Below are 26,176 nucleotides of genomic sequence, written 5' to 3' on the forward strand. Positions count from 1 at the left end.
CACCCGCCCGCGCCGGACGCGGCGATGAATCGACCAGGAGTCGACTGGAGGCAGAAAATTCCTGATTGACAGCCGCAAGAGGCCAGGCCCATGGCGATGTCCGGGTGGTTGCGATGCCAACGCGCGCCTGGAGATGCTGTCCGAGCTAGCCGGGCGGCGGCTCGCGGCCGGCCAGACAGGACCACTCGTTCGAGGCTCAACCTCCTTGCAGCCCGGGGACACCCCGTGCGGCGCTGTTCCAGCGTGAGCTCCTGGGCCGGACCGCTGCGGCGGCAGACGATGTCCGATGCCGTGACCGTCGGAGACGGTGATGCGCCTTTTGAGGCAGCGCTGTCGATAGCATGCCAATGTCGTATCCCCCTCCGCGGCATCGAAACCTCGGAGCGCCGGGGCGCACTCTCTCACGAATACGGGAATGGTGGAGGAACGGGATGTCCTCGTCCAGACGGAACTTTTTTGCTGACGTAGCCACGCTCGCGACCGCCCTCGGAGCGCCCTTTGCGGCTTGTTCCCAGGCCGAACGCTCTCCCCTGATCGCCGCGCCGACGGGGGTTGATCCCGCCGTGCTCGCTCATGACGAGGGGTTCTGGCGTGGGGTCGCCCGCGAGTACCCGGAGAATCCAGACTTTATCAATCTAGATAACGGTTACTACGGGATCATGCCCGAGCCGATCTACCGCGAGTACATGCGCAACAGCCAGCGGCTGAACGAGCTGAACTCCTACTTGCTGCGCACCACGTACAAGGCAGAGGTCGACGAGATCCGCGAACGGCTGGCCGCTGTGGCGGGCGTGCCCAAGGAGGAGATCGCGCTCACACGGGGTGGCACCGAGGCGCTGCAGTGCCTCATCGCCGGCTACGACCGGCTGCGGCCGGGGGACGCTGTCATGTATGCCGACGTCGACTATCCGAGCTGCCAGTACGCGTTCAACTGGTTGCGCGATCGGCGCGGCGTGGACGTCGTGCCGATCGCTATCCCCGAACCGCCGACCAGACAGGCTGTGCTCGACACCTACGCCTCGGCGCTGCGCGAGCACCCACGGGTCAAGCTGCTCCTGCTCAGCCACATGAACAACCGGACTGGCCTCGTCGTACCCGTGCACGAGATCGTCGCCATGGCCAGGGATGTCGGCGTGGACGTGATCGTCGACGCGGCCCACTCCTGGGGCCAGCTGGACTTCGACGTCGGCGACCTGGATGCAGACTTCGCTGGATTCTCCCTGCACAAGTGGATCAACGCTCCGCTCGGCGCTGGCTTCCTCTATATCCGCAAGAGTCGAATTGCCGACGTCGCCCGCTTCCTTGCCGACGAGCTGTTCACGGCGGACGACATCCGCTCCCGGGTTCACTCGGGCACGATCGACGTCGCCCCCTTCCTGACCCTGCCGGTCGCGTTGGACTATCACCTGGCGCTGGGCGCCGCGGTCAAGCAGGCCCGGCTGTGCTACCTGCGAGATCGATGGGTGAGCCGGGTGAAGCAGCTCGGCAACGTCGAGGTGCTGACCCCGGACGAGCCGGGGATGTATGGGGGGATCACCGCGTTCCGGATCGCCGGGCGAACCTCGGAGGCCGACAACACGGCGATCGTCGATCATCTGATGGGGACGCACCGGATCTTCACGGTTCGCCGCGACGGGCTCGCGAAGGGCGGCTGCGTGCGGGTGACCCCTGCCCTGTTCACCTCGGCCGATGACGTTGACCGCCTGGCGAGTGCCCTCGTGGAGGTCGCCCATCGGTTTCGAACCTGACCGGCCGGCGGGCCTGTGCCGATGGGGCGCGCGCAAGCGCCCCTATCGGGAGACGAGCCAGCCGAGAACCGTCTCCACGGCGTCGTGGAACGATCCGCCCGGCCATACGCTGACGACGACGGCGGCGGCGAGCGCCGCGAGCGCGGCGGCGAGCGCGTCATTGAGGAGCTGCGGCGCTGTACCGCCAGCCTCCACCGACTCCAGCAGGGCGCGCACGCGCTGCTCGAGCGCGACGCCGGCAGGTGCACTCAGCGCGATCACCGGCGGCGAGTGCTCACGAGCGCCAACCCGCGCCCGCTCCACCGCGACGAGCGCCGCTGCGACCGCGCCTGCATCTCGGAGGCGCGCCGCGGCGTACCGATCACACTCGCGCTCGGCGGCCGCTCGCCAAGCGTCGATCAGCCGATCCCCTCCCGGGATGGGAAACAGCGCGAGGGCGAGTCGGAGCGTGATCAGGGTCAGCGTGTCACGCCGCCTGGAGTGCGCTTCCTCGTGGTGCGCCACGGCTCTGCACGCCTCCTCGGTCAACGCCCCGAGCAGGCGCCGATCGATGATGATGACGGGCGCAAACGCGCCGACGGTGAACGCGGTAGGAGCCCCGCAGTCAGCAATCCGGAGCGGAATACCATCCATCCTCGCAACCGGCAGTCGGCGGACCGCGCGGCCCCGGCGCGCCGCCGTGAGAATCTCCAGCGCGAGGCGGCACAGGGGCGGCGCGGCGTGCGCGAGCCACAGGGTGACGAGCCCCGCGGCCGGACCGACCAAGGGCAGCGCGAGCTCGGGGTGATACAGCATGCAGAGGTGCAGGTGGTGCAACCCACAGGCCGCGCAGTGGCAGGGAGAGAAGAGCCTCGCCGGCGAGGCGTACGCGACAGCTCCGAGGAAAGCGAGAAGCGCAGGCGCGAAGATCACCGCGGCGCGGAGCGCCGGAATGTCGCTCCGGCCACCCCACGAAAGGCCCCGCGCGTGCCGGACCGCGATCCCCACGGCGCCTGCACCCAGGAGGCCGAGCGCCGCGAAACACGCCGCGAGCGAGGCGACCAAGGTGAGGATGCTCATGGGGACCGCCTCCGCCGTCGCTGCTCGATGAGCGCCGAGAGCTGATCGAGCAGATCCGGATCAGCGCGCTCCGCAGAGTCGAGGAAAGCCATCAAGAGCGCGTGGCTCTTGTGTTTGCTGGCGGCCTTGAGCGAGCGCGCCGCCTGCTCGCCCAGCCAGGCTTCTCTGGACTCGCAAGGGCTGTACAGGAAGGCCTTGCCCTCTTTGTGGCGGATCACGAACTCCTTGTCATGAAGCCGATCCAGCACCGTGAGAACGGTTGTATAGGCGAGCGGGGGCTGCCGCTGAATCCGGCCGAGGACGTCGCGAACAGACAGCGGCGCTGTGCTGTCCCACAGCACGGACAGCACAGCGGCTTCGAGCTCGCCGAGAGACCTGTCGTTCGAGGTGGTCAACACGAGATATCTACCGCTCGAGGTCACGGATGTCGACGTGTCGGGCGCGCTCTCCAGGATTGGATTGCTCTCCGCGAGCGAGCGCGGCGTCATGGCAGTGCGCCAGAGCGCGCTCGACGCGTTGGCGCAGCCCGAGGCCGAGCCACAGGGTCTCGACCGTGAGGGCCGCGAGCATGGCCAGCGCGGCGGCGGTGGCGCCGGGCATCTTCGCCCGGATGCCCAGGGCAGCAGCGCCCAGGAGCACCGTCGTCCCGAGCCACGTCGCGGCGTTGACCCGGTTCGTGCGGGTTTGGCAGAGGAGGAGTCCCTGCGCCGCGTTCTGGAGCGCGATCAGGACGGGCGCGACGGAGCACAGGAGGACGGCTGGCAGCACTCCTGTCAGGAGGGCCGAGTCATGCCCGATGAAGGCGTTCAGGAGCAGCCGTCCAGGCGGCGTCAGAGCTGTACCGAGCAGCAGCAGCGCGCAGGGGGCTCCCACGCTCAGCGAGAAGCAGACCAGGAGGCCGCCTGACGCCTGGGCGCGGTTGCGGATCACGACTTGCTGTACCATGCGCGTCGTGTTCGCGATCAGGAGCACGAAGCCCCACGCGGCGGGCCAGGCGGCCAGCGCGACGGGCGCATCCGCGGCGCGCGCCACGAGCGCCACGAGGATCGCGCGTCCGCCCCAGACCACGAGCATGGAGCTGGCGAGGGGCCAGTAGAACCGGAAGACGCTGGCCACATCCGTCGGGTGGTCGCGCGCGATTGCGGCTTGCGGCGCCTGATCCATGGCCAGTTTCCTGGCCGCTACCGTCACGGTCAGCGCCTCGGAGACGATGCCGCAAAGCAGCGCCATGCCCGCGAGACGCGCGCCTGGCATGCCGGTCCCGAACCCGACCGCGAGTACGGCCACCACCACGGCGAGCCTCACCAGACCTGCCAGGCCCACCTGCCTGGTGTGACCGGCGCGGATGAGCAGGCCCTGGAAATAGCGCCGCCACCCGATCGCGGCGGGCCAAAGGACCAACAAGCTCAGGACGGTGTGGGCACGTTCCGCGACGGCACCGTCCAGACGCAAGACGTGCCGTCCCAGGAGGTCGAAGAAGGGCGGCGAGGCCAGGAGCAACAGGCCGCCCGTAAGGACCGCGCTGGCGAGCAGCATGAAGCGAAAGAGCGCCCTCCTGGAGGCCACGGCACCCGAGAGCGCATTCGAGGCGTGCAGGAGCATGATGACCGGGCTCTCGAAGAGCACTGCAAGCGATTTCGCCACGCCAGTGGCCGCCAGGCTGGTCTGGGCCTCCGGGAGGTGGGCGAGCGTCGTCGTGATGAGCGGATCGCCGGCCGCCATCGTCGCCTCACTCAGTGACAGTGGCAGGAACTGTGCCCAGAGCGAGCGAAGCGTGACCACCGTCTCGTCAGGCTCGCTCATGCCGGACGTTCTCCATCATTCTCTCTCGAGACGCCGGTTCGAGCGCCCGGATCGCCACGGTGAGTGCATCTCCCTCCAGGATCTCGATGCCCTGCGCGTCGAGCCATTCCCGGTTGTAGACGGTCTCCAGGTAGCGATCGCCGCGGTCAGGGTTGATGAGAACGACCCGCTGGCGGGACACGAAGGCTGACATATAGGCCAGGCCAGCGGCCACGATCGCGCCGGTCGATGCGCCCAGGAGCAGGCCCTCCTTGCGGGCGAGCGCGTGGCACACGGAGAAGGCCAACCGGTCCGGGATCGAATAAGCAGCGTCCAGCGCCTCGGGCGCGAAATTGGGTGGAACGAAGGAGAGTCCCAGCCCGGTCATCTTGTAGTGGTGGCGTGGCGTCCCGAGGATGGCGGATCCGGCCACGTCGACACCCACGAGCTTCACGCCAGGGTACCAGCGCTGGAAATACCTCGCGACCCCGGCGAGCTGGCCGGCCGTGCTGATGCCGAGCACGATCACATCCGGTGGACCGCTGAATGCCTCCGCGATCTCGGGCGCTGTGTAGAGCGCGTGCGCCTCGGGATTCAAGGGATTCAGGTGCTGGCAAGGGTACCACGCGCCGGGGATCTCTCGGGCGAGCTCAGCCGCCTTCTGCATGCGGGCTACCTGCATGGATCCGTGTGCGTCCGCCGCCGAGAGCGGCACGTCCATGAGCTCCGCGCCGTAGGCCGCGAGCGTACGGCGCATGGGCGGGGCGGTCTTGGCGTCGACCACGATGATCACGCGGTAGCCCCGGGCGGCGCCGACCATGGCGAGGCCGATGCCGAAATTGCCTGAGCTCGATTCGACGATTGTCCCGCCGCGACGCAGGAGCCCCCGCGTTTCAGCTTCCTTGATGAGATACGCGGCGTTCTTCTCCTTGATGCTGCCGCCGGGGTTGCACGACTCCAGCTTGAGGAACAGGTCATGTCGCTCGCACACCTTCCCCAGGCGGTTCATGCGGACGAGGGGGACATGGCCTATCGCCTCGCTGACGTCTCTGGCGAGCCGGGGCCTGCGCTCGCCGGACGCGAGAGCAGGCGGCGCGCCCGCGGACGGACTCTGCCCCTCTCGCACAGCGTGCTCTGACACGGTAGTCATCCTGCCAAGCGCCAGATTCATCGTGGATTGTCTCTGCGTCCCGTTGTTGCGGCCCCTCCGGACCGCGACACGATCGTACCTCATGCTCATCTTGCTCTCCCCCCATCGTCCAGTCTTTAGCTGCCCAGTGCGACCCTCAGCAGACACACGTGGTCTGGAGTCGATGCGCTCAGCACGCATCGGCGGCATGTGATCGATTCCTGTCGCCGCAACATCGCGTCCGTGCCAGGCAAGAAGCCACTGCACGCGCGCGGTTAGCCCCCAACCGTAGCGTCGATGTACTACATACTACCGCGCGTAGTTGATGACCAGCGCCAGCGCGTCGATTTGCAGGTGGATCGTCAGTCGAGACAAACTGGACAGGCTGGCGAGCACTTCAATGGCGCGAGTGACGGCGGTTGTTGCTCAAGCGGGCCCCGCTCCCTGGACCGACATCAGGCCCTGCCCGCCTGCGCTTACACCTTCGCTGCCGAGCGCTAACAACGCGACGTCGAAGCGAGGCCCCCATGCCTCAGGCGGCTGCGCTCCGGACCGTCCTGATGCCCCGGGTCGATCCGTCTGACGCTTCAGCGACGGACGACCCCCGGGAGCCTGACGCTCGGGCGCCACTTGCATCGCCCGGGGGTCGTCGCGCTCAAGCGCAATGTGGGCGGCACTATCATGTCAAGGACGGACGCAGAACGCAGATCGCGAGCTGGAGCGGCGCGGTGGCCGGCGACTGGCGCGAGCTGCGGGTTGAAGCCCGCGAGGGCCGGATCCAGGCATTCTGGGATGGGACCCTAGGCCGCGGCGCGGCCCCCTGTGTCCGCTGCGGCGGCCTCGGCCGAGGCGGCGTTCCGGGCTGCTATTTGCGCCGCGGCGAAGCGCGCGAACAGAGGTGGAATCACGAGCAGGTTGAGCAGCGTCGAGCTCGTCAAGCCGCCGAGGATGACGGCGGACATGGGGGCCTGGATCTCGTTGCCTGGCTCGCCGGCCGCGAGGACGATCGGGACGAGCGCCAGCGCCGCCGTCAGCGCTGTCATCAAGATCGGTACGAGTCGATCGACGCTCCCCTGGATCACCGCCTCGCGCAGCGGCAGCCCTTCCACCGCGAGCAGGTGCCGGTAGTGGGTCACCATCATGATGCCGTTCCGGGTGGCGATCCCGAACAGGGTGATGAACCCGACGAGCGAGGCGATGCTCAGCACGCCGCCGCCGAGCCAGACCGCGACCGCACCCCCGACGAGCGCCAGCGGCAAGTTGAACAGGACGAGCGCCGCGTCCCTCGCAGAGCGGAAGGCCATGAGCAGGAGCGCCGTCATCCCGACGAGCGCGAGCGCCGAGAGGGCCAGGATCGTGCGGCTCGCCGACGCCTCGCTCTCGAACGCCCCGCCGAGCTCGACGCGGTAGCCGCGCGGCAGCTTCACCTCGCCGCGCACGGCCGCGAGGACGTCCTCGGCAGTCCCACGGAGATCGCGCCCGGCCACGTTCGCCGTCACGATGATCCGGCGCTGCACGTTCTCATGGTTGATGAGGTTCGGCCCCATGGTCTTGTCGAGCGCAGCGATCCCCGAGAGCTCGGTGAATCGCTCGCCGCGGACGTCGACCGGCGTGGCGGCCAGCAGAGCGAGATCCGAGCGGTAGGAGCTCGGGAGCTTCGCGACCACATCGTAGACGCGCTCGTGCTCCCAGAAGAGGCCGACCTTGTTGCCGACGAAGGCCGTCTCGACGAAGCGCGAGAGCTCCCCAGGGCTCTTGCCGAAGGCGGCGAGCTCGGTTGCCTTGGGACGGATGACGAGCTGGGGGATCTCGGTCTGCTGCTCGACCGCGAGGTCGACGACTCCGGGGACGCCCTTCATGGCCGCCTCGGCCCCGCGCGCTAGCGCGCGGAGCTGATCGAGGTCGTCGCCGTAGATCTTGAGGGCGAGGCTCGCGCGCACGCCGCTCACGAGGTGCTCGATGCGATGGCTGATCGGCTGGCCCACGGTCACGGCGAGGCCCGGGATCGCAGCGGCCTGCTCGCGGATCTGCGCCAGGATCTCCTCGCGCTCGCCCTTGGAGATGTCGAGCCCGACCTCGAGCTCGGAGAAGTTGACGTCGAGCGCGTGCTCGTCCCGCTCGGCACGCCCGGTGCTCCGGATGACGGAGGTGACCGCCGGGTGGGAGAGCAAGAACTTCTCAAGCCGGCCGACGATCTGGTCCGAGGTCTCCAGCGATGTGCCGGGCGCGGTCGCGGCGGCGATGTTCAGCGATCCCTCGTTGAACTCGGGGAGGAAGCTCCTGCCGAACGAGGCCAGGGCGACGACGGCCGCGACCGCGCCGGCGAGCGAGGCGAGGCCGATGGGCACGGGGATGCGCAGCGTGGCGGCGACGACCGGGCGGTAGCGCGCCTTGAGGAAGCGCACCAGCCACCCTTCCCGGTGCGCCGCGGCGCCGTCCGTTCGGCCGAGCAGGAGCATGCAGAGCACCGGCGTGATCGTCAGCGCCACGAACAGCGAGGCGCCGATGCTGGTCACGTAAGCGACCCCGAGCGGGCGAAGGAGGCGCCCCTCGATGCCGCTCAGGAAGAAGAGCGGGGCGAAGACGAGCAGGATGATGAGCGTCGCGAAGACGACCGAGCTCCGGATCTCGCGCGACGCCTCGTACACCACATCGAGGACGGGCCGCCGCTCTCCCGGCGGCAAGAGCGCGTTCTCGCGCAGGCGGCGGTAGACGTTCTCCACGTCGATGATCGCGTCGTCCACGAGCTCGCCGATGGCGATCGCGAACCCGCCGAGCGTCATCGTGTTGATGGACGCGCCCGTTACGCGGAGCACGAGCAGCCCCGCGAGCAGCGAGAGCGGCAGGGCGAGCAGCGAGATGAGCGTGGTCCGCCAGCTCATGAGGAAAAGGGTGAGGATGATCGCGACGAGGATCGCCCCGTCGCGGAGCACGGTCGTCACGTTGCCGAGCGCGACGCGGATGAAGTCCGCCTGGCGAAACCCCTTGCGGTAGAGGGACATGCCCTCAGGCAGCGAGGCCGCGATCTCGTCGAGCGCCTGGTCGACCCGGTCGGTGAGATCGAGCGTGTTCGCCTGCGGCTGCTTCTGGACCTTGAGCACGACGGCGTGCCGGCCGTCGACGGCCGCCTCGCCGCGCCGGATCGCCTCGCCCATGGCGACCGTCGCGACGTCGGCCAGGTGGAGCGGGACGCCGTCGCGCTCGGCGATGACCACCTGTCCGAGCGCGTCGATCGAGCTCGGCCGGCCGAGCCCGCGGATCAGGTACTCCTGCGCGCCCGCGACGTAGAAGCCGCCGGACGTGCTCTCGGAGATCCCCCGCAGCGCCTCGAGAACCTGCTCTGTTCCCACCCGGTGCTGCATGAGCAGCTCCGGCGCGAGCGTGATCTCCACCTGTTTCAGCGCGCCGCCGATGGGGACCACCTGCGCGATCCCCGGCACCGCCAGGAGGCGCCGCCGGACGAACCACTCGGCCGTGTCCCGCAGGTCGCCGCCCGAGATCTTCCCCTCGTCGTCGCCGACCAGGCCAACGAACATGATCTCGCCCATGATCGACGACGCGGGCGCCATCAGCGGCTCGATGCCCGCGGGAAGCGAAGAGCGTGCGGACGAGCGCTTTTCGGCGACGACCTGCCGCGCCAGGACGGGCGAGACATCCCACTCGAACTCGACCCAGATCAGCGCGATCCCGACCGCGGACGACGAGCGGATCCGGCGCACGCCCGAGGCGCCGTTCAGCGCCTGCTCGAGCGGCGTGGTGACGAGCTTCTCCACCTCCTCCGGGGCGAGCCCTCCGGCCTCGGCGATGACCGTGACCGACGGCGCCGAGAGCTCGGGGAGGACGTCGAGCGGCATGGTGGCGGTGGCGTACGCGCCGGCGCCGACCAGCACGAGCGCGGCGGCGATCACGAGCCAAGCGTGGCGGAGCGAGCCGCGGATGATGGCGTCGAACATGGCGGGGAGCTCCTCGGCTAGTGGCGGTGGGACTCGACGGTCCCCATCAGGGAGGCCAGGTGAACGTCAAAGCCGCCTCGGGTCACGATCCGCTCGCCCTTCGCGACGCCCGAGCGCACCTCCACGAAGGCGCCGTCGGCGTCGCCGAGCGTGACGCGACGCTTCTCGAAGTGCTCTCCGTCGGCCTGGACGAACACGTACGGGCGGGTGTCGATCTCGACCACGGCCGCCCGGGGGACCGCGAGCGCTGTCCGGGGAGCGCCGAGCCGTGCCGCGAGCACCACGCTGGCGCCGGGCCACAGATCGTCGGCAGGCGCGGCCGCTCCCTGGGCCGAGGCCCCCGCGCCGCCCGGCGCGCCAGCGCTCCGAAGCGGCGGCACGTCGGCGATCCATGTCGCGATGCGGGAGCTGGCGTCGATGACCGGCAGCAACGACAGGAACCGAGCGCCGCGCTCCTCGATGTCGAGGCGCTCGCCGCTCGGCAGGCGCACGGCCGTGGGCTTCGCCTGCTCGAACGTCGACGCAGGGCGGGCGACGAAGCGTGCGCGGATCCACAGGTGATCCGTGCCGCCGATACGCACGAGCGGCGCTCCGGCTTCTACTGGCTCGCCGTTCGGCACGAGGACCTGCGACACGATACCGTCGAGGGTCGACTTGATCGTGATGCCGCCTGCCCCGCCCGGCGACAGGACCCGCCCGATCCGGCCCTGCGCCGAGCGCAGCCTCGCCTGCGCCGTATCGAGCTGGTTCCTGAGCTCGATGAGCCGTCGCTCGGGGACGAGGCCGTCCTTCACGAGCGGCTCGATCCGGGCGATCTCTCGTTCGATCTGCTCCTTCTCCAGCCTGGACTCCTCGGTGGCGAACTGAAGCCGCGTGTAATCGTCGCCAGCCACGGTGGGCGCGATGGCGCCGAGCACATCCCCCTTGGCGACGCGGAGCCCCTCCGCGAGAGCGCGCTTCGGGTCATGGAAGAAGCGCCCGCCCGTCGGCGCGCCGATCGTGAGCTGGTCCGAGGCGGCCGGCTCCACGGTGGCGGCGATCTCGATCTCCTTGGCCATGGGGCGCTCCTCCGCCCACGCGGTCGCGAAGGGGATCTTCCACTGCGTTTCCTTGAGGAAGGTGATCGCTCCGCCTGCCTCCGGCTCTGGCGGCGCCGGCGTGTCGGCAACCGTGATGGGGCCGCAGTCGAAGACGTCGGTCCTCCCTGCGTGCTCGTACGCCATCTCGAGGATGTACGAGCCTGCCGCTGGCGCCGGCCCCTCAGGGGTGAAGATGCCCGGCCGCTTGACGCCCTGGATGCTCGTCTCCGCGGCGACACCGGTCGGCGTCTTGAAGCGCACATGGAAGGTCCCTTCGGTGACGGCCTGGAAGCCGTCGAGCCGGGTGACGTGCGCGTGGTAGGGCACGGGCTTACCAGGAGCCGGCGGCGGGAACTCCACGAAGAGCTCGTGCAGATCGGTCCACTTCGTGATGGCGAGCGGCTCCCGCTCGCTCTCCTCGGCCCCATGGCCGTGGCCGTGATCACCGTGGCTGTGCCCGTGCTCGCCGCGACGGCATCCGATCGCGCTGGGCACGAGCGCGCAGAGGGCGAACGCGGTCGCCCGGGTGAAGCGCTCAGGGTTCATCGTGTACCTCCCGCGGCGTCGCCGCATGCGTGATCCAGCGTTGCGTCCAGCTTCCTGCCCGTGGCGCGCATCCAGGCGGGCTGCGCGTCCTCGGCGGCGGCCGCGGCGTATGCCTCCCTGAAGGCGAGCGCGGCGTCGAAGCGCGCCGCGTGGGCCTCGGAGAGCGCTCGCTCGCGGAGGGCGCGCGCCACGTCCTGGAGCACGAAGCGCCGGCCGCCGAGCCCGAGCGGGACGGACAACCCGACGACCGTCTCGCTCTCGCCCGGTCCACTCAGCGTGCGCTGGTGCTGGACGGAGAGAGACGGGTTCGGCAGCACGCCGGCCGCGGTGACAGCAGCGTCCCCGAGGAGCCGCTCCGCGCGCGCCGCCGCGGCCGCGAGCCCCTCGGCGCAGACCCGCCGCGTAGCCGCGACCTCATCGAGAGGCGACGCGAAGCTGCTCGATGCGGCCGCCATCGAGGCAACGACACAGCCAGTGGTGAATCTACTACGAATTGTAGTAAATGAGCGCATGGCGAGATGGCGAGTTCGCATCGCTGCATTCCCTAGTGAATGAGGTGACCGATCAGCGTCTCGATGGCGTGGTGGAACTCGTCCCCAGGCCACACGAACGTCAGCAGGAGCGTGCCGGCGGCGACGATCGCCGTGGCGAGCACGTCGTTGGCGAGCGGCGGCTCGGCGCCTTGACGAGACGGATCCGCTCCGAGCAACGCGAGGACGCGACGCGAGAGATCGCCGCCTGCGAGCGCGCCCATGGCGTGCGCGGGGAGCGCGGCGCCCTGGGAGCCCTGCGCCCGGATCTTCTCGACCGCGACGAGCGCTGCAGCGACCGCGGCGGGGTCGCCGAGCTTGCCGGCCGCGTACCGATCGCAGGATTGCTCCGCTGCGGCTCGCCATGCCTGGATAAGCCGCTGGCCCGCGGGGCTCGGGAAGAGTGCGACGCAGAGGCGCAGCGCGAGCAGCGTGAGCCCATCGCGTCGCTCGACGTGGGCTTGCTCGTGGTGTGCAACGGCGCGCCGCTCCTCGTCGGTGAGCGATCGCCAGAGGACGCGGTCGACCACGACGATCGGCCAGAGGGCGCCGATCGTGAAGGCGCTGGGTGCTCCGCAGTCGGCGAGCCGCACGGCGACGCCGTCGAGCGCCACGATCGGCAGACGCCGCACGGCCCTGGTCCACCGCGTCGACGCGACGGTGTCGTGGAGGAGCCGGAGGACGCCCGGCGCGGTGACCGCGAGCCATGCCCCGAGCAGGCAAGCGGACGGCGTGACAAGCGGCAGCGCGAAGGCCAGGTGGAGCGCGCAGAGGTGGGGGTGATGCAGCCCGTGCTCGGCGCAGTGGCACCCGACGAACGGGTTCGGTAGCGCGAGTGCCGCGCATCCGAGCGCCCCGAGGACCGCCGGGGTGAAGACGACGGCGGCGCGCAGCGCCGTCGACGGCAGCTGCTGGCCCGGCGACGACCAGCGCAGGGCGCACCGCGCCACGAGGCCGACCGCGCACGCGCTCAGCAGCCCGAAGACGACGAACGCGGCTCCTAGCGGCAGAAAGGCCAGCGGCGGCATCACGTGGACCGTCCTTTCTTGCCCGGCGCAGGAGCGGCTTGCGACGACCCAGCGCGCCGGAGCTCGATGAGGGACGACAGGTGCTCGATCAGCGCGGGATCAGCGCGCTCGGCCGAGTCCAAGAACGCCATCAGGACGGCGCTGCTCGGCGGTCCGCGCTCCGCGGTCAGCATCCGCGCTGCCTGTTCGCCGAGCCATGCCTCCTTCGAGGCGCGGGGACGGTACAAGAAGGCCTTCCCCTCCTTCTCTCGGTCGACCATCCCCTTCTCGTGGAGGCGGTCGAGCACGGTGAGCACCGTCGTGTACGCGAGCGCCGGCCGCCGCTGTACGCGCCCGAGGACCTCGCGCACCGAGAGCGGCGAAGCGCTGCTCCACAGCGCAGAGAGCACTGCTTCCTCGAGTTCACCGAGCGGCTTGGGCTTCGGCAACGTCACGGAGGTCAACTACTACGTCGAGTAGTTGATGTCAATCCGGCAGATATCCCGCGCTCTCGACCCTTGGCAGCGTCCCCCGGCTCCCGTGACCGCGCTCCCCGCGCCATCGATGTCGGCGCATCACGACCCCGGCTCGGACACCTGTCAAACTCTCGGCCCGCCAACTATCAATATCGAGAGTTCCCCGTTTGAGAGTGCCGCGCCGAACGCCTGGCGCTCAGCTCTCTGGACATTCACGCAAGCCGTTCGAGGACACTCAGGTCGACGCCACCGCGCCCGCTCACGCTCGGGTAGCCACATGAGCACACCTCACCCCCTCACGGCCGGCTGCGCTCACCGTGGGCTTGGGACCGCGGGCGTCCCGCGCTCCGCCGCCTCCCACGCAGCTCGCAGGCTGCTTGCAAGTTTTCCTCCCCCCTCCATCGGCGGTCCCATCCGCTTCAGCGCCTCCAAGCGTGCAGCCTCCAGCCTCGACCGGCGCGGCGCCGTCGCCCGGCGCTTCTCCACGAGCTCACCGAGCACCTGCGCCGCGCGCTCCCACTGCTCCGCCGCCCCCGGCGCGTGCGCGATCCTTCGCACGGCGTTCCAGGGCGCTTCAAGCTGATCACACAGGTTGCCGATCTCGGGGTGCAACCGTGCGATCGCGCGCAGGTGGCACCGGGTCTGCTTGTTCATCTGGAAACACTCTTCCAGGACGTGGCTCGGCGCGCGGACAACTCCGCACGCGAGCTCGTACCAGCGCCGCGAGCTCATGCGTCTACAAAAGCACCGAAACAGAAACCTGCCAGAGCGAAGCCTTCATTTTCCGTTCAACTTTAAAGAGCGTTAAAGCACAGTACAAGAGTCGGCTCCTGGCGAGGGCGACGGCATTAAAGTCCGATGTAGCGTGCGACCAAGAGGACGCCGGTTCTCACGTGGCACCGTGACCTGACTGGCATTCGCTGGGGCCCGATCACGTGACCTCGGTGTGCGGGGTGACGCCCCCGGCGATCCCACGGCCCGGCCGTCGAGCGGGGCCAGCTCGCCCGGCACCGCGGTCGCGAGCCGCGCTGGCATCCACCTGGGCGAGCTCCGCCTTGCGCCTGCGCCAGCCTCCCGCCTGGACGAGCGCCGCGGCCTCGTGCGCCGAGTTCGCGCCCCGCGTCAGCCGCCCCGCGGTCGTGCCCGTCGCGCGCCGCCCTGTGGCACGCGTACGCAACAAAACGGAGGTGGGCGGCTCGCCGGAGCCCCTCAGCCGACCCCGCGCAAAATTACCAAATCGACCCCTTCGCGCCCCCCCAAATCGGCCCCTCGGGCGCTCCCTCGAAGCGGTCTAACTGCGCGTCACCAGAGCGGTTTCCACACCTGACCAGATCCCGGTAACTCGCGACGAGATACCGGATCGTCAGAATTACCATTTCGGGCCTCCTCACGGGCTCTCGTTCAGGCTCCGTCCCGAACCCGAAACACCACAACAACGGAGGTTTGTATTGGCAGGAGCAGCTACCCTCGCGCTCTCAGCGGCTCCAGACGCGCGGTCGTCGGGCCGCGCTGGCGGGCGACGCTGCTGCACGGGCGGCATCGTGCGCAGCCCGAGGCGTTCGGCCGTCAGCGTGCGGTGACCGCGACCTGCCCCACGGCGCGCTCCGACGAGCCGCCCGCGCGCGGCACGGCCACGCATGGGCGACGTCGTGTAGCTCCAGCCGCGTGGTCGCCAACACTCCGCCAACGCAGTCGAGCGCCGTCCTGCCCACGGCGCCACGCCGGGCCGGGAGGCGGACAACGCTGGCGCACGGACGGCGACATCGCCACGCCAGCGGGCCGGCGTCGCGGCGGTCGGCGCGCGCCTCCGTGACGCCGCCCACGCTCCCCGCGCCCGTGAGGGGCGCGAGGCCAAGCGCCAGCGGCGGCCCTTCACGTCAGACCGGGCAGACCGGACGATGGCGCGCGCGATCGGCCAGCTTGGCGCCTCCGACTGTCTCCCGAGAAAATGTCTCCCAGGGCGCCTCGCGCGCGGACGTCCACGCGCGCCGATCCGGGCCGCGCATGGCGACGCTGAACGCGGGCGCCACGTTGGGGCCCTGCACCCGTCGATCGCGTACGAGACCATGGGGCTGCCGGCCGACGTCGCAGGCTCGCCGAGCTCCCTCGCGTCCGCTCGGCTTCAACTGCGCACGGTGAACACCATCTCTTGTGGGAATGGAATCCAGCGTGATCCCTTGCATGTGCGCGTAGAACCCACACGATGCCGATTCGCCACGCTCGGCTCGCGCATCGTGATCAGAGGCGCACGCCTGGACCGGCACGACGCCGTCCGTGCGCCAGCGTCGCCAGCGAGCGCGGCCCGATGGCGGCACCGCGGGCCTTTTGCGTCGACGCCACGACGACGCTGGTTCGTCGGCAGCTAGATCGAGACCTCGTCATCTCTCAGAAGCCCATCAATCTTGCTTAGCAGTTCTCGCTTGACCCGCTGCCGGTTCAGTTCGTCTTCGTAACCGGCCTTGACAGATGATACCTTGGCGACGCCCTTCAGCAGCATCAGAGCGTCGATCATTCGCTCCGCCTCGTCGTCATCCAGGTCGCGCCGGAAGTGAACAACCAGGCCCTTGACGCTCATTGCAGTCCCACTCCCCGCCAAGGGATCTCGCCGGCTTCCCGAAGCATAAGGATATTACGCAACTCACCGATGGCCCGTGCGCGTCGCCTGTAAAGCGTCGAGAGGGGCAGCCCTGCATCTTGGGCGATCTGGGCCATCGAAACTCCGCCCAAATCGTGTGCCACGAGAACGAGTCGCAGCACCGGATCGAGCTCATTCACTGCATCCATGGTGCTGGCCCTGACGTTGTCGGACTCCATCACAGCAGCAGCATCCGGCGCTGGATCAAGCACCTCGATCGAACTGACCAATTCCTCCCTGCGCTTTCGCACACGCTCGTGGTAGTGGGAGGCAACGTGTACGGTGATCGCGTTCAGCCAGCGCTCCGGCCTGCCGCGTTTCGGATCGAACCTGGGCCAGCTCTCGCAGGCGTTGAGCCAGACCTGGCCCGCGACGTCGCCACGCTGGCACTGAGGGACCCCCATCCTCTCCAACCAGAGCAACACGGCACGAACCAGCATCGGGCAAAACAAGCGCGCGTACGCCGCAGCGCGCTTGTCTTCATCGGGACAATCCATGATTTTACCCCCCTTGCGAAATCGCACCCTATGATGAATGCGAGGCACGGCTGCGCTCACCCATGGCTCCCCACTCCCGGAAGGGTCGTGTTCAGCGGAGAGCGCTCTACGTCCTCCCAATCGGCAATGTTCGCGGAACCCGGCCCGCCTTCGTCACGCTGTAGCGGGAAGCTCGTCAGCGTGGCAGCGCGCCGGGCGGGCTCAGTCCCCGTGGCGGCGCGGACAGGGAGCGGCGACCTAAGGCGCAACTGCGGCGGCGGCGGGAGCTTCGCGCGCGGGCTCATGGCCGCGAGCTCGGGCGACGGCACCACTGGCGGAGGAACGTCGAGCGCGCGGGGAGGTATCGGCGGCGCCGGCGACGACGCGGGACGCGTCGAGCTCTCGCGCTCGGTGACGGGCTCGCCGACCTGGATCACCACGGTCTCCTCGGCGTGCATCCGGTAGTCGTCGTGTAGCCGCCACAGGCGTTCCCAGTACCGCGCGGGCGTGCCGGTGAAGGCTTCCAGCTGCCGCGCGAGGCCGGGCGTCATGGGGAGGTCGCTCCTCAGCAACCGCTCCACATCCCTCGGTTCCAACCCCGTGCTCTCGCCCAGCTTTCTCCTCCACGAAGGCATCGTCGCGCAGAACGACTCGAGCACTCTTCCTGGCCAGGGGACGGGGCGCGGGCGGGCGTCTGTCAGCTCTGCGAGCGCCGCGTCGACATGACAGTCCAGAAGGCGCCGGGATCGGTCCCGCTCCCCCACTGCCTGCTCCTTCGCATCGATGAGGGCGGCCTCCTCGTCGTCATGCGCGTGCTCGCGCGCCTCACGAAGGCCGCGCTCGCGTCCCAGCGCTTCGCGCGCGGTGACCGCGAAGCCGATCGCGACACAGGCTATCATCGCGAGCCCGAGCGGCGAGACGAGCCACATCGCACCCAGCATGTCCTCCATAGCGATTCTCCTCCTGGACGTAAGCATTCCTACGCAAGACAGATCTCGGCCCTGTGCTGTCTGGTCTGAAGACACCATCAGCGTCACCGTCAGCTCGCCGTCAATCGACGGCCGACGATTCAGCGAATGTGCCTGAACAGCGCTTCGCGCTCCGCTGCGAGCCGACCGCGCGGAAACTCCCGCGCATGCGCTTCGAGCAGCAGGCGCGCCTCGTGATCGCCCTCTCCGTCGTTGTCCTCGATGGCCCTTCGGGCCTGGCTGATCAGGCGCATCTCGCGTGCGGTGACCGCTGGCCACACGGGGCTCCCCGGGGACGAGATACGAGGTGCTGTCGTCACCGAGGGCGCGGGCGTGCTGCTCACCACAGCCTCAGCGCGCGCGCTACCTGTCGCCGCCGGCGACGAGCTCTCGGGCGCGGCGGGCGCGGCAGGGGAACGCGCGCTGTCACGTGAGCCTTGCGCCGTGACGTCGTCTGGTGCAGGCGTGCCCCCCGGTGCGCGGAATGCCGCCGGGTGCAGCCACGATTCCGCGCTGGGCAGCGGCGGCACCGCCGAGAGGAGCGCGCCGCTCAACACGAGGAACGCACCCTGCACGACGATCCTCACGCCCAGCCGGCGCAGCCAAGCCGTCCACGACGCACGGCGGTCCAGCCCGAGCACCAGCGGGACACAGGCGCTCTCATCCCTACCGTGCGCGGGTTGCTGGGCCCTCCACCGCTTGAAAGCCACATCGAGTCGATCCCAAGCCCGGCGGTGCTGCGCCCTCACTGTGTCCAGCGGGACGTTCAGCTCGGCGGCGATTGCGGAGAGCGGTGTCCCCTCCAGCTCGTGCTTGACCAAAAGATCCCGGTACTTGGGGCCGATCCGGTCGAGCAAGTCCCGGGTCAGCTCTTCCCGCTGCCGCAAGCGCAGCAGTTCCTCCGGCGTGGGGCATTCGTCTCGGGGATCGCGCTCCTCGAACGACGTCAGCACCTCTCCGCGGCGGCGCTCGTTCCGCCTGTGCTTCCGTGCCTCGTTGAGGGCGATCGTGACGAAGTACCGCGCCGGATCGCCGCTCAGCTCGACCCGCCTCGCCACTTCCAATCCCCGCAGCAGCGCATTCTGCGCGACGTCCTCGGCGTCGCGCGCCGGCACGCCGTGGAGCCTGGCCAGGCGCCGGAAGCGGTTGAAGCTGAGGAGATGGGTCGCTGGCTTGCCCACGGTTAGGTAGCATCCCTGAGCCGCTCGAAACGGTGCAGGAAAGTGCAAGGAGCGGCAACTTTGGTAGCACCAGGTGGCACCGATACATGCGTTCAGGCGTTCGAGCCCCTCGCTGCCGCAGAGGAAGCGATCGCATTGCCGCACCCGAACGCAATTTGCCACTGCCAGGGCCACTTTGCATCGATTCGCTCCCGTTGACGCCGCGCGGCTGGCGCGAGTACCGTCCAACCATGCGATTTTCCGCATGCGCTCTGCTCTTCTCTGCGCTCCTCGCCGCAACCGGCGCTGCGAGCTCGGCCAGCGCGGAGGACGCCTATCCGGAGCCAGGACCACGTGACGGCGCAACGGTGAAGGACCATGTTCGCCGCGGTCGCAGGGCACGCAACGCCGGGCAGTGGACCGAGGCATACGCCGCCTACAAGGCCGCCTTCGAGGCAGCAGACCCGGCGTCCAGCACGGAGCGAGAGCGCGCGGAGCTCGCCGGCGAGCTTGGCCTCTGCGAGCTCGCGCTGCGCAAGTACCGCGATGCCGCCGAGCACCTGGCCTTTAGCCTCGAGCAGCGCACGGCGCTGCCGCTCGCGCTTCAGCTACGATTCGAGAAAGGAGAACGCGAGGCAACATCGCACGTCGCGACACTCGTGCTCTCGGTCGATCCGCCGGATGCCGAGGTGCTCGTCGACGGCAAGTGGGTAGGCCGGGTCGCGCGGACGTACAAGCTGTTCTTGGAGCCCGGCCAGCGCATGGTGCGGGCCCGCGCCCCGGGCCGCCAGGATGGTTTCCATGAGTTCGGGGCTGTGGCCGCAACGGCGTACAACGTCAGAATGCCGTTGGCGCCTATGGCGGTGAGCCAAGCTCCGGAGAGCGCGCCGGCTTCACCGAAGGAAACGCCGAAAACCAGGAGCTCGTCGCCTGCCGTGCGGGGCCGGCCGCCCAGCCCTTGGACATCCTGGCCAGGCGCCCTGCGCATCACCGGTATCGGGTTGACCTTGGCGACAGGCTCGCTCGGTGCGGTCTTCATGGTTCGTGCGAGGACCGCCGACGGAGACCTGGACGAGCGGAACGCGAAGCTCGACGCCGTGGGCGTCTCTCAAGGGGTATGTCGGGGAACGCCGAAGCCCTCCGCGTGCGGCGAGCTGACGAGTCTCCAACGAGAGCGGGATCTCTTCGCCGGGCTCGGCACGGCGATGGTGGTGACGAGCGGTGTGGTGGGCGCTGCGACTCTGGCTTCGTTCTTCACGGACTTCTCTTTACTGCAGGCTGAACCGACCAAAGCTCGGGTCGCGCTGGTGCCGACGGTCGCGCCGACACAGGCCGGCCTCGTTGCGTACGGCGCGTGGTGATCAGGGGGCCAGGACATGTCTCTTCTCGAACCGCGACGAATGCGGCTGCTGTTGGCTGTAGGCACCGTTTCCACGGTCGGCGCGGGCGGCCTCTCCGGGTGCGCTTACGACGATAGCTGCTACGACCGACGCCTCTGCCTCACACCGCCGACGTCTCGCTGTGACGGCGACCCCACCACGGCGCCGGCGCTCGACGAATGCGGGGTGTTCGTCAGCGCGTCGTCGGGTGACGACAGCAACCCTGGCACGACGGGCGCGCCGGTGAAGACCCTGCAACACGCGATCGGGCTCGCCGCGAGCGGACGAGGCCACGGCGAGGCGCCGACCCGGCGCGTGCTTGCGTGCGGCGGAACGTTCGAGGAGGAGATCACGTTGCCTTCCGGGGTCGACCTCTGGGGCGGACGTCTTTGCGATGACGGCGGTGATTGGTCGTATGAATGGTCGGGCATCGTGCCGAATGCGTCGACCGTCATCGCGCCGCCTGCGCGGATCCCGGTGCGGGTCCGCGGGGGCGACGATGCGAGCATCGCGGGGGGCGACGCGACGTCGTTGATCGTCGGCGTGCGCGCCGTGGCGGCCGACGCCTCGGCGAGCGATGGAAAGTCGTCGATCGCGATGATCTTGAGCTCGGGGGCGCGGGCGATCGTGCGGGACAGCAAGATCATCGCGGGCAGCGGCAAGGATGGGGAGCCGGGAAAGGACGCGCACAGTGAACCGGCCAACGGCGGCGTGGTGGGCAACGACGGCGCGGACGCCTGCACGGAGGATTTCGCAGCGGGTGCCCTGCCAGTCGTGACGGTGTGCGACGACGGCATCGAGTCGACGGGCGGACCTGGAGGCTACGGCGGGCTCGAGTCCGGGGGCGATGGCGCTTGGGGGCAGCCGGTGCCCGCGGCGAATCCAGCAGGCAAGGGCCTTGGAGGCACTGGCGCGGGGAGCGCGCGTTGCAGTGCTGGCGCAGATGGGATGGACGGCCTTGACGGCGGTCGCGCGGCCGGCGCGGTGGGCATAGGCCAGCTCAGCATGGATGGCTGGATCGGCGTCCGGGGTGAGGACGGGAAGAAGGGCGGCGTCGGCCAGGGGGGCGGCGGCGGCGGCGGCAGCAGATCGCGGGGCGAGATGACGGCGTGCCCGGCGGGCCGACCTAAGGCCGGGGCGGCCGGCGGCTCGGGAGGAAGCGGGGGCTGCGGCGGCCAGGGAGGCAAGGGCGGCAGCTATGGCGGGGCGAGCATCGGCATCGTTGCGTTGCAGGGGAGCGCGCTGACGCTCGAGCGGACCGAGGTGTTTGCAGGCAACGGCGGCGGCGGTGGCGTTGGCGGGACGGGCCAACCGGGCGGCGTTGGGGTGTTCGGTGGCCAGGGCGGGGTCGGTTATGCGGCCGACGGGTGGAAGGCGTGCAACGGGGGCAACGGAGGCTACGGCGGTCGCGGAGGCGATGCCGGAGGTGGCCTCGGCGGCCCTTCGTATGGCGTCGCGTCCCTGGGCGCCTACGTGGCCTTCGGTCCGGACGCCCCCGCGAACGCCGGAAGAGGTGGGGAGGGTGGCCTGGCCGGCAATGCAGCACCTGATGACGACGTCGGGAAGGGCCAGCAGGGCGACTCAGCGCCTTACCGTCAATTCGATGTTCCCGATCCGCCACCACCCCAGTGAATGTCCGTCCATGCGTGACACGACATCGAGGGAGAACGATGCGAATCACAAGAGCGATCTATCTGTCCCCCGCGCTGCTCCTCGTCGCGGCCGGCTGCGGCACCGCACCGGGTCCCAACGAGCCTGGCGGAACGGGGTGCGACGGCACCTCGTCGTGTCAGGGTGACGCGCCGACAGAGTCGTTCTGTCTCGAGCGCCTCGCCGCAGACGTCTGGGAGGATGGCTGCGGGGTGTTCGTGGCCGGCGTCTGGGGCGACGGCGACGACGCGAACCCGGGTACGAAGGAGCGGCCCGTGCGCACGTTGCAGCGCGCCGTCGAGCTCGCACGTACCGCACGAGGGCGCGTGTTCGCGTGCGCCGACGGCTTCTTCGGGCCCCTCGCGCTGCCTTCCGGCGTGGATCTCATCGGTGGCTTCAGCTGCATCGACTGGAAGCGGATGCCCCGCTTCGGGCGCTCGATTCTTCAGATTTCAGGTACCGACGGCATCGCCATGACCGTCGTACCGGCGAGCGCCGGAGACACGGGAGCCGCGGACGGGGTATCGACGATCGTCGACATGCGGTTCAAGTCGGCCGGCCCGATCGGAATCCTCGTGCAATCCGGCACGGCCGTGGAGCTCATCCGGAGCGAGGTTGGCACGTCGTACGGATGGGCAGGTCACGAAGGGGCGAAATGGGACGATCGAATTCACGCACCGATCGGACCGGATGGCGTGTACGGCGACGATGCGTGCTCCGCAGACACCGTCTCCGGCGGCCCGGCGGTGGTGAATCGGTGCGACGGTGGACTCCCGAGCGTCGGGGGCAAGGGAGGTGACGGGCTCCCCGACGGCGCGGAGGACGGGGATGACGGGGAGCCGACGCCAACTCCAGACGCCACGTACGCTGGCCTGGGAGGAGGCGGGGACCTGCCAGGCATCCATTGCAACGGTGGAAACAACGGGATCTCCGGCATGTACGGCGTCGTAGGCACCGCGGGTCAGGGCATCGGGCGTATCACCGAGACAGGCTGGGTGGCCGACTGGGCAGGCGACGGCGGCAGGGGCATGCCGGGTCAAGGCGGCGGAGGCGGCGGCGGCCGTCGAGGGGGGCTCACCGCGTGCGGCGTGGCCGCCAAGGGAGGCGCCGGCGGCGGCTCGGGAGGCGCCGGTGGCTGCGGCGGCAGGGGCGGCCGCGGGGGCGAAAACGGGCACCCGACCATCGGCATCGTCGCGCTCCACGCCAAGCTGACGCTGCGCGATAGCGTCATCAGGACCATCGCCGCGGGCCCAGGTGGCAACGGCGGGGAGCCCGAGGAAGGCGGCGATGGGGGCCGAGGCGAACTAGGCGGCGCCGTGGGGGACGGCACATGGTCCTGTCAGGGAGGCGACGGCGGCCGAGGGGGCGACGGCGGCTACGGCGGCCCCGGGCGCGGCGGCGACTCGATCGGCATCGCAACCCTCGACGAGGACCAGCTCACGCTGGAGGGCGTGACCTACGAGCTGGGACCGCCGGGAAAGGGCGGCGTGAGCTGGGATTGGTCCGGCGAAGAGATCCACGGGGAGGACGGCATCCAGGTCGAGACGCAGCGCTTCCCTGAATAGGATCACAACGACACATCAGGGCGACGTGACCGAGCTCGACCAGGTGGATGGCAACAGCTACGAGCGCGCCCGGCGCTTAGCACCGGTGTCCAGTCACCAGCGCCCGACGTCGCCCTCGACCTGCGCGACGGCCCCGCGCTCGCCAGCGTCCACCTCGACGCCGCGGCCCCCCGCGTAGTCGACCAGGCCGCAGCACCGGCCCGCGTTCGGGGACCTCGCCGGCGATGCGACCGAACTCGAACCGGTCGACGGCGACGGCCCCGAGCTCGCCGACGCTGAGCACCGGTGTCAGTCGTAACAACAAACAGCCAGCATGTTCATTTCGGCTTCACCTCGAATCTCCAAATTGGTCCAGTGGTCAACATCACGACCAGACTTCCAGGGAGAACGCGACTACTGCCGCCAGCCCAGTCCACATGGACGCTGGTGGACACGCCCAAGGGCCCGGCGAAGTACCAGTCGGACTGGGCGCGGCCGCCTGGAGCAACCCCCACCACGCGGTCACAGATCACGGCACCACACACCGGCATCGAGTAGATCGCCAGGGACGGCCCGAGGCTGGCGGTGGTTGTCTTCGTGGCATACCCAAGAGTGACCGCCGTTCGATCGTAGACCCCGATACCTGCCCCTGGAACGATGCTGAGCATGTTGTGGACTTCGAGCCGGAGGTCCCCCTCGCTGCGCCAGAGCCATCCGGCGAAGGGGCTCACGGCAAGCCTGGGTTCGGTCCCAATCTGGATTCCGCCCACGCTCACGCCGCCGTGGAACTCGAGTGCCTGGGCTGGCGCCGGAACCACGACGAGCGCACCGACGTAGAGCAAGCCGATCTTGCCGAGTAAGCGCATGGACATGGTGGAAGCCCTGGCCGAGCCGCGACAGGCGATATGAGAGCGCGCACGATCTTTCTGGGCATGACGTGGGCGTCAAAGAGAAATTCGGCGAGCAGATCCCCATGCTCTGGGGTCGACGCGTCCCGGACGGCCGCAGCGCCGCGGCGAAGGGCTATGTGGCGCTCGCGCCCGGGCTCCTCGTCGCCAGCCGTCGTCGGCGTCCGCTTCGACCGCCGCGCCATGCCGCGGGGGCGGGCTGCACCGAACTCGCGCTCGAGCTTCTCGTCGCTGGCGACCCGCCCGAACTCGACCAGGTGGACGGAGATCGCGCCGCGCTCGCCGATGTCCGTCCGCCTCGACCTCCGCACCCCGCCGTGGGGGCTGCGCCGCGCTCACGCTCGAGACCTCCCGCCCGGGCGTCACAACGCGCCGAGCAGGCTCAAGGCCGCGCCGACGTGCGCCTCGACCTCCGAGGGGCCGCGCCGAGCTCGGCCGCGGCGATGTGCAACCCGCTGCGCTCAGCTCGAGCCCGGCTTCGGACCGGGGCGAGACTGAAAAGCCGTAGCCGCAGGGACGCAATCCATGCCCTGAATCACAGTTGACGCCGCCCCTCCGCACACGCATCTGGAAAAGCTTGGAGGATGGGCATGCGCCACAGGCCGAAATTGAAGGCGATCCCTGTTCTTATTCCTCTCGGTCTCACGGTGTGGGCGTGCAACTACGACGTGGGCGAGTGCTATCTTAGGGGGACGGAAGGCACAGGGGCCGGAGACCCATACCCACCGGGGTCAGCAGCTACGGGGGACGGGTTCCGAAACGGTGACGACGTTGGGGGAGAATCGTCTGAACTGTTGGCAGGATGCTCACGAGTTTCTAGATGCACCGACATGTACGATGCTTGCGAGGACAAGGGGTGGCCTTGCACGCGTCTGATCGACCCGAAAAAGTCACTTTGCGCCGTTTGTCGTGACTTCTGCCAACGGGATGAGCCTTACCCAACCGCAGAGTGTCACAAGTGTGGATTTTACTAAACATGACGACCTCCAACACTCTTCGTGGGGCCACGCATGTAGCCTTCGACACGCGGACAACAGATCGGCTGCTGGAGATCGGCGCAGCCAACGTCGTGCGCGCCGCCGATCGCCTTACCATCGGGCCGAGTCGCCTGGATGCCATGGAGCATGCCCGGACGCGTGAGGCGTGGTGTTCTTCGCCTGAAGAGTCTTCTAACAAAGACCCTTATGGCAAAGAATGGGACCGGCTCTATTCATCGGATGTCCACTGGGATCTTCCCGTTGTATTGTGGGCATCGTCGAGTCTCCACGAACGGGTAAACCTCTGGAGGGCCTGTAGTTGGTTGCGCCACCTGGGGTTCGCGTACCGTGACGTCCTCATCCTCGATTTTGATCCAGTACACACAAAGATTCCCGGGAAACCGATGCCACCGTTCGACTGCTCCGCGTCAGTGTCCGATCATCCTGACGAGGTTCTTCTCGAGCGCCTCAGCAAAGCTCGCCCCTGGCCGCGCGAACGCTACAATCGTGCCGTCCGACTCTGGGATTTATACGCCGATGCGAATCCCTTACCTTTTGCCCAAAGCTGCGCCCGTGGCGTCAAAGGTTTTCCAGAGCTCGCCCCATTGTGGGCGCTGCTGTCTTCATTCCTTCCAATACTGACCACCCAAAGAGCCTTACGCCTCAGTCGATTCGACGAGCTCATACTGAATCTTCTGTCGGCGGAGTGGCAAACTCCTGTTGCCGTAGCCGTCCACAAATCGCAATTGGGGATGGATCTGTGGCAGCTTCTTTCCTGCACAGGCGACATGTTCCTGGTAGACCGTCTGGAGCAGTGGGCAGACCACGACTCGAGCGCGGCTGTGGAGCGCGCGCCTGGCCCGAAGCCGGGCCTTCCAATGAAGTCGTTCGTCTATCGGCTCACCGAACGTGGTATGAAGCTCCGAGAAGGCCTCGAACGCCTCGCGGACGCACCTAGTTTGCCCATGGCTGGGATCGAGGCGTACTCGACTTCAGCCCCCTGGGTGTTGCTCGAACATGGTGGGCTGGCTCGGTTGTGAGGACTAGGATCGACGTATCTGCACATCCGTTGACAGCGGAACGCACCTCCCTCGAGGCGTTCGTCAACCGATTGGTTGGCGAACGGCCCTCGCCCGTAAATCCGCAGCGCCGCGACTATTCGGCTTGACC

The 26,176-nt window shown here is 69.0% G+C and carries 20 protein-coding genes; 5 read left to right on the forward strand and 15 right to left on the reverse strand.

Annotation, left to right across the window (positions count from 1 at the left end; all coding sequences use genetic code 11):
• Nucleotides 1-431 precede the first annotated feature (431 nt).
• The gene (locus tag WMF11_RS25320; protein WP_437979205.1) at nt 432-1,748 is read left to right on the forward strand and encodes an aminotransferase class V-fold PLP-dependent enzyme; all 1,317 of its coding nucleotides are present in this window, start codon (nt 432-434) and stop codon (nt 1,746-1,748) included.
• Between the two features lie 42 nt (nt 1,749-1,790).
• Here the strand turns inward: WMF11_RS25320 and WMF11_RS25325 are convergent, their stop codons facing one another.
• The 14 genes from WMF11_RS25325 to WMF11_RS25390 all read right to left on the reverse strand — a co-directional run bounded on the left by WMF11_RS25325 (nt 1,791) and on the right by WMF11_RS25390 (nt 18,569).
• The gene (locus WMF11_RS25325; RefSeq protein WP_437979206.1) at nt 1,791-2,807 is read right to left on the reverse strand and encodes a hypothetical protein; all 1,017 of its coding nucleotides are present in this window, start codon (nt 2,805-2,807) and stop codon (nt 1,791-1,793) included.
• Nucleotides 2,804-3,229 carry a BlaI/MecI/CopY family transcriptional regulator gene (locus WMF11_RS25330; RefSeq protein ID WP_437979207.1) on the reverse strand — a complete coding sequence of 142 codons (426 nt, stop codon included), beginning with the start codon at nt 3,227-3,229 and terminating at the stop codon, nt 2,804-2,806. Before WMF11_RS25330 ends, WMF11_RS25325 begins: the two co-directional genes overlap by 4 nt.
• Complete coding sequence (locus WMF11_RS25335) at nt 3,213-4,610, reverse strand: hypothetical protein (RefSeq protein ID WP_437979208.1); 1,398 nt, start codon at nt 4,608-4,610, stop codon at nt 3,213-3,215. Before WMF11_RS25335 ends, WMF11_RS25330 begins: the two co-directional genes overlap by 17 nt.
• A complete protein-coding gene (locus tag WMF11_RS25340; protein WP_437979343.1) occupies nt 4,597-5,622 on the reverse strand; it encodes a cysteine synthase family protein in 1,026 nt (341 codons plus the stop codon). The genes WMF11_RS25335 and WMF11_RS25340 overlap by 14 nt, the downstream gene beginning before the upstream one ends.
• Nucleotides 5,623-6,518: 896 nt before the next feature.
• A complete protein-coding gene (locus tag WMF11_RS25345) occupies nt 6,519-9,671 on the reverse strand; it encodes an efflux RND transporter permease subunit (RefSeq protein ID WP_437979209.1) in 3,153 nt (1,050 codons plus the stop codon).
• 17 nt (nt 9,672-9,688) lie between these two features.
• The gene (locus WMF11_RS25350; RefSeq protein WP_437979210.1) at nt 9,689-11,296 is read right to left on the reverse strand and encodes an efflux RND transporter periplasmic adaptor subunit; all 1,608 of its coding nucleotides are present in this window, start codon (nt 11,294-11,296) and stop codon (nt 9,689-9,691) included.
• Nucleotides 11,293-11,751, reverse strand: coding sequence for a TolC family protein (locus WMF11_RS25355; protein ID WP_437979211.1), 459 nt, complete (start codon nt 11,749-11,751; stop codon nt 11,293-11,295). The genes WMF11_RS25350 and WMF11_RS25355 overlap by 4 nt, the downstream gene beginning before the upstream one ends.
• An 89-nt stretch (nt 11,752-11,840) precedes the next feature.
• Entirely contained in the window at nt 11,841-12,854 is a 1,014-nt protein-coding gene (locus tag WMF11_RS25360) for a M48 family metalloprotease (protein ID WP_437979344.1), read from the reverse strand.
• Nucleotides 12,854-13,288, reverse strand: coding sequence for a BlaI/MecI/CopY family transcriptional regulator (locus WMF11_RS25365; protein WP_437979212.1), 435 nt, complete (start codon nt 13,286-13,288; stop codon nt 12,854-12,856). Before WMF11_RS25365 ends, WMF11_RS25360 begins: the two co-directional genes overlap by 1 nt.
• 333 nt (nt 13,289-13,621) lie before the next feature.
• Nucleotides 13,622-14,041, reverse strand: coding sequence for a hypothetical protein (locus WMF11_RS25370; RefSeq protein ID WP_437979213.1), 420 nt, complete (start codon nt 14,039-14,041; stop codon nt 13,622-13,624).
• A 1,630-nt stretch (nt 14,042-15,671) separates the two neighbouring features.
• Complete coding sequence (locus WMF11_RS25375; RefSeq protein ID WP_437979214.1) at nt 15,672-15,884, reverse strand: hypothetical protein; 213 nt, start codon at nt 15,882-15,884, stop codon at nt 15,672-15,674.
• The gene (locus tag WMF11_RS25380; RefSeq protein ID WP_437979215.1) at nt 15,881-16,441 is read right to left on the reverse strand and encodes a sigma-70 family RNA polymerase sigma factor; all 561 of its coding nucleotides are present in this window, start codon (nt 16,439-16,441) and stop codon (nt 15,881-15,883) included. The genes WMF11_RS25375 and WMF11_RS25380 overlap by 4 nt, the downstream gene beginning before the upstream one ends.
• Before the next feature lie 56 nt (nt 16,442-16,497).
• The gene (locus WMF11_RS25385; RefSeq protein ID WP_437979216.1) at nt 16,498-17,370 is read right to left on the reverse strand and encodes a helix-turn-helix transcriptional regulator; all 873 of its coding nucleotides are present in this window, start codon (nt 17,368-17,370) and stop codon (nt 16,498-16,500) included.
• A 119-nt stretch (nt 17,371-17,489) separates the two neighbouring features.
• Entirely contained in the window at nt 17,490-18,569 is a 1,080-nt protein-coding gene (locus WMF11_RS25390) for an RNA polymerase sigma factor (protein ID WP_437979217.1), read from the reverse strand.
• Between the two features lie 230 nt (nt 18,570-18,799).
• Between WMF11_RS25390 and WMF11_RS25395 the strand changes: the two genes are divergently transcribed.
• Genes WMF11_RS25395 through WMF11_RS25405 form a run of 3 tightly spaced genes read left to right on the forward strand, consistent with a single transcriptional unit; the run spans nt 18,800 to nt 23,142 of the window.
• The gene (locus WMF11_RS25395; RefSeq protein ID WP_437979218.1) at nt 18,800-19,909 is read left to right on the forward strand and encodes a hypothetical protein; all 1,110 of its coding nucleotides are present in this window, start codon (nt 18,800-18,802) and stop codon (nt 19,907-19,909) included.
• Nucleotides 19,910-19,960: 51 nt separating this feature from the next.
• Entirely contained in the window at nt 19,961-21,559 is a 1,599-nt protein-coding gene (locus WMF11_RS25400) for a hypothetical protein (protein WP_437979219.1), read from the forward strand.
• A gap of 38 nt (nt 21,560-21,597) precedes the next feature.
• Nucleotides 21,598-23,142 carry a hypothetical protein gene (locus WMF11_RS25405; RefSeq protein WP_437979220.1) on the forward strand — a complete coding sequence of 515 codons (1,545 nt, stop codon included), beginning with the start codon at nt 21,598-21,600 and terminating at the stop codon, nt 23,140-23,142.
• 317 nt (nt 23,143-23,459) lie between these two features.
• On the opposite strand, the gene WMF11_RS25410 is transcribed toward WMF11_RS25405, so the two are convergent.
• Entirely contained in the window at nt 23,460-23,993 is a 534-nt protein-coding gene (locus WMF11_RS25410) for a hypothetical protein (protein ID WP_437979221.1), read from the reverse strand.
• 1,012 nt (nt 23,994-25,005) lie between these two features.
• On the opposite strand from WMF11_RS25410, the gene WMF11_RS25415 reads away from it, so the two are divergent.
• Nucleotides 25,006-26,046 (forward strand): DUF1835 domain-containing protein, encoded by a 1,041-nt coding sequence (locus WMF11_RS25415; protein WP_437979222.1) that lies wholly within the window; start codon nt 25,006-25,008, stop codon nt 26,044-26,046.
• Nucleotides 26,047-26,176: the final 130 nt, after the last annotated feature.

It is taken from the genome of Sorangium sp. So ce295 (assembly GCF_051527405.1).
Classification (GTDB): domain Bacteria; phylum Myxococcota_A; class Polyangia; order Polyangiales; family Polyangiaceae; genus Sorangium; species Sorangium cellulosum_B.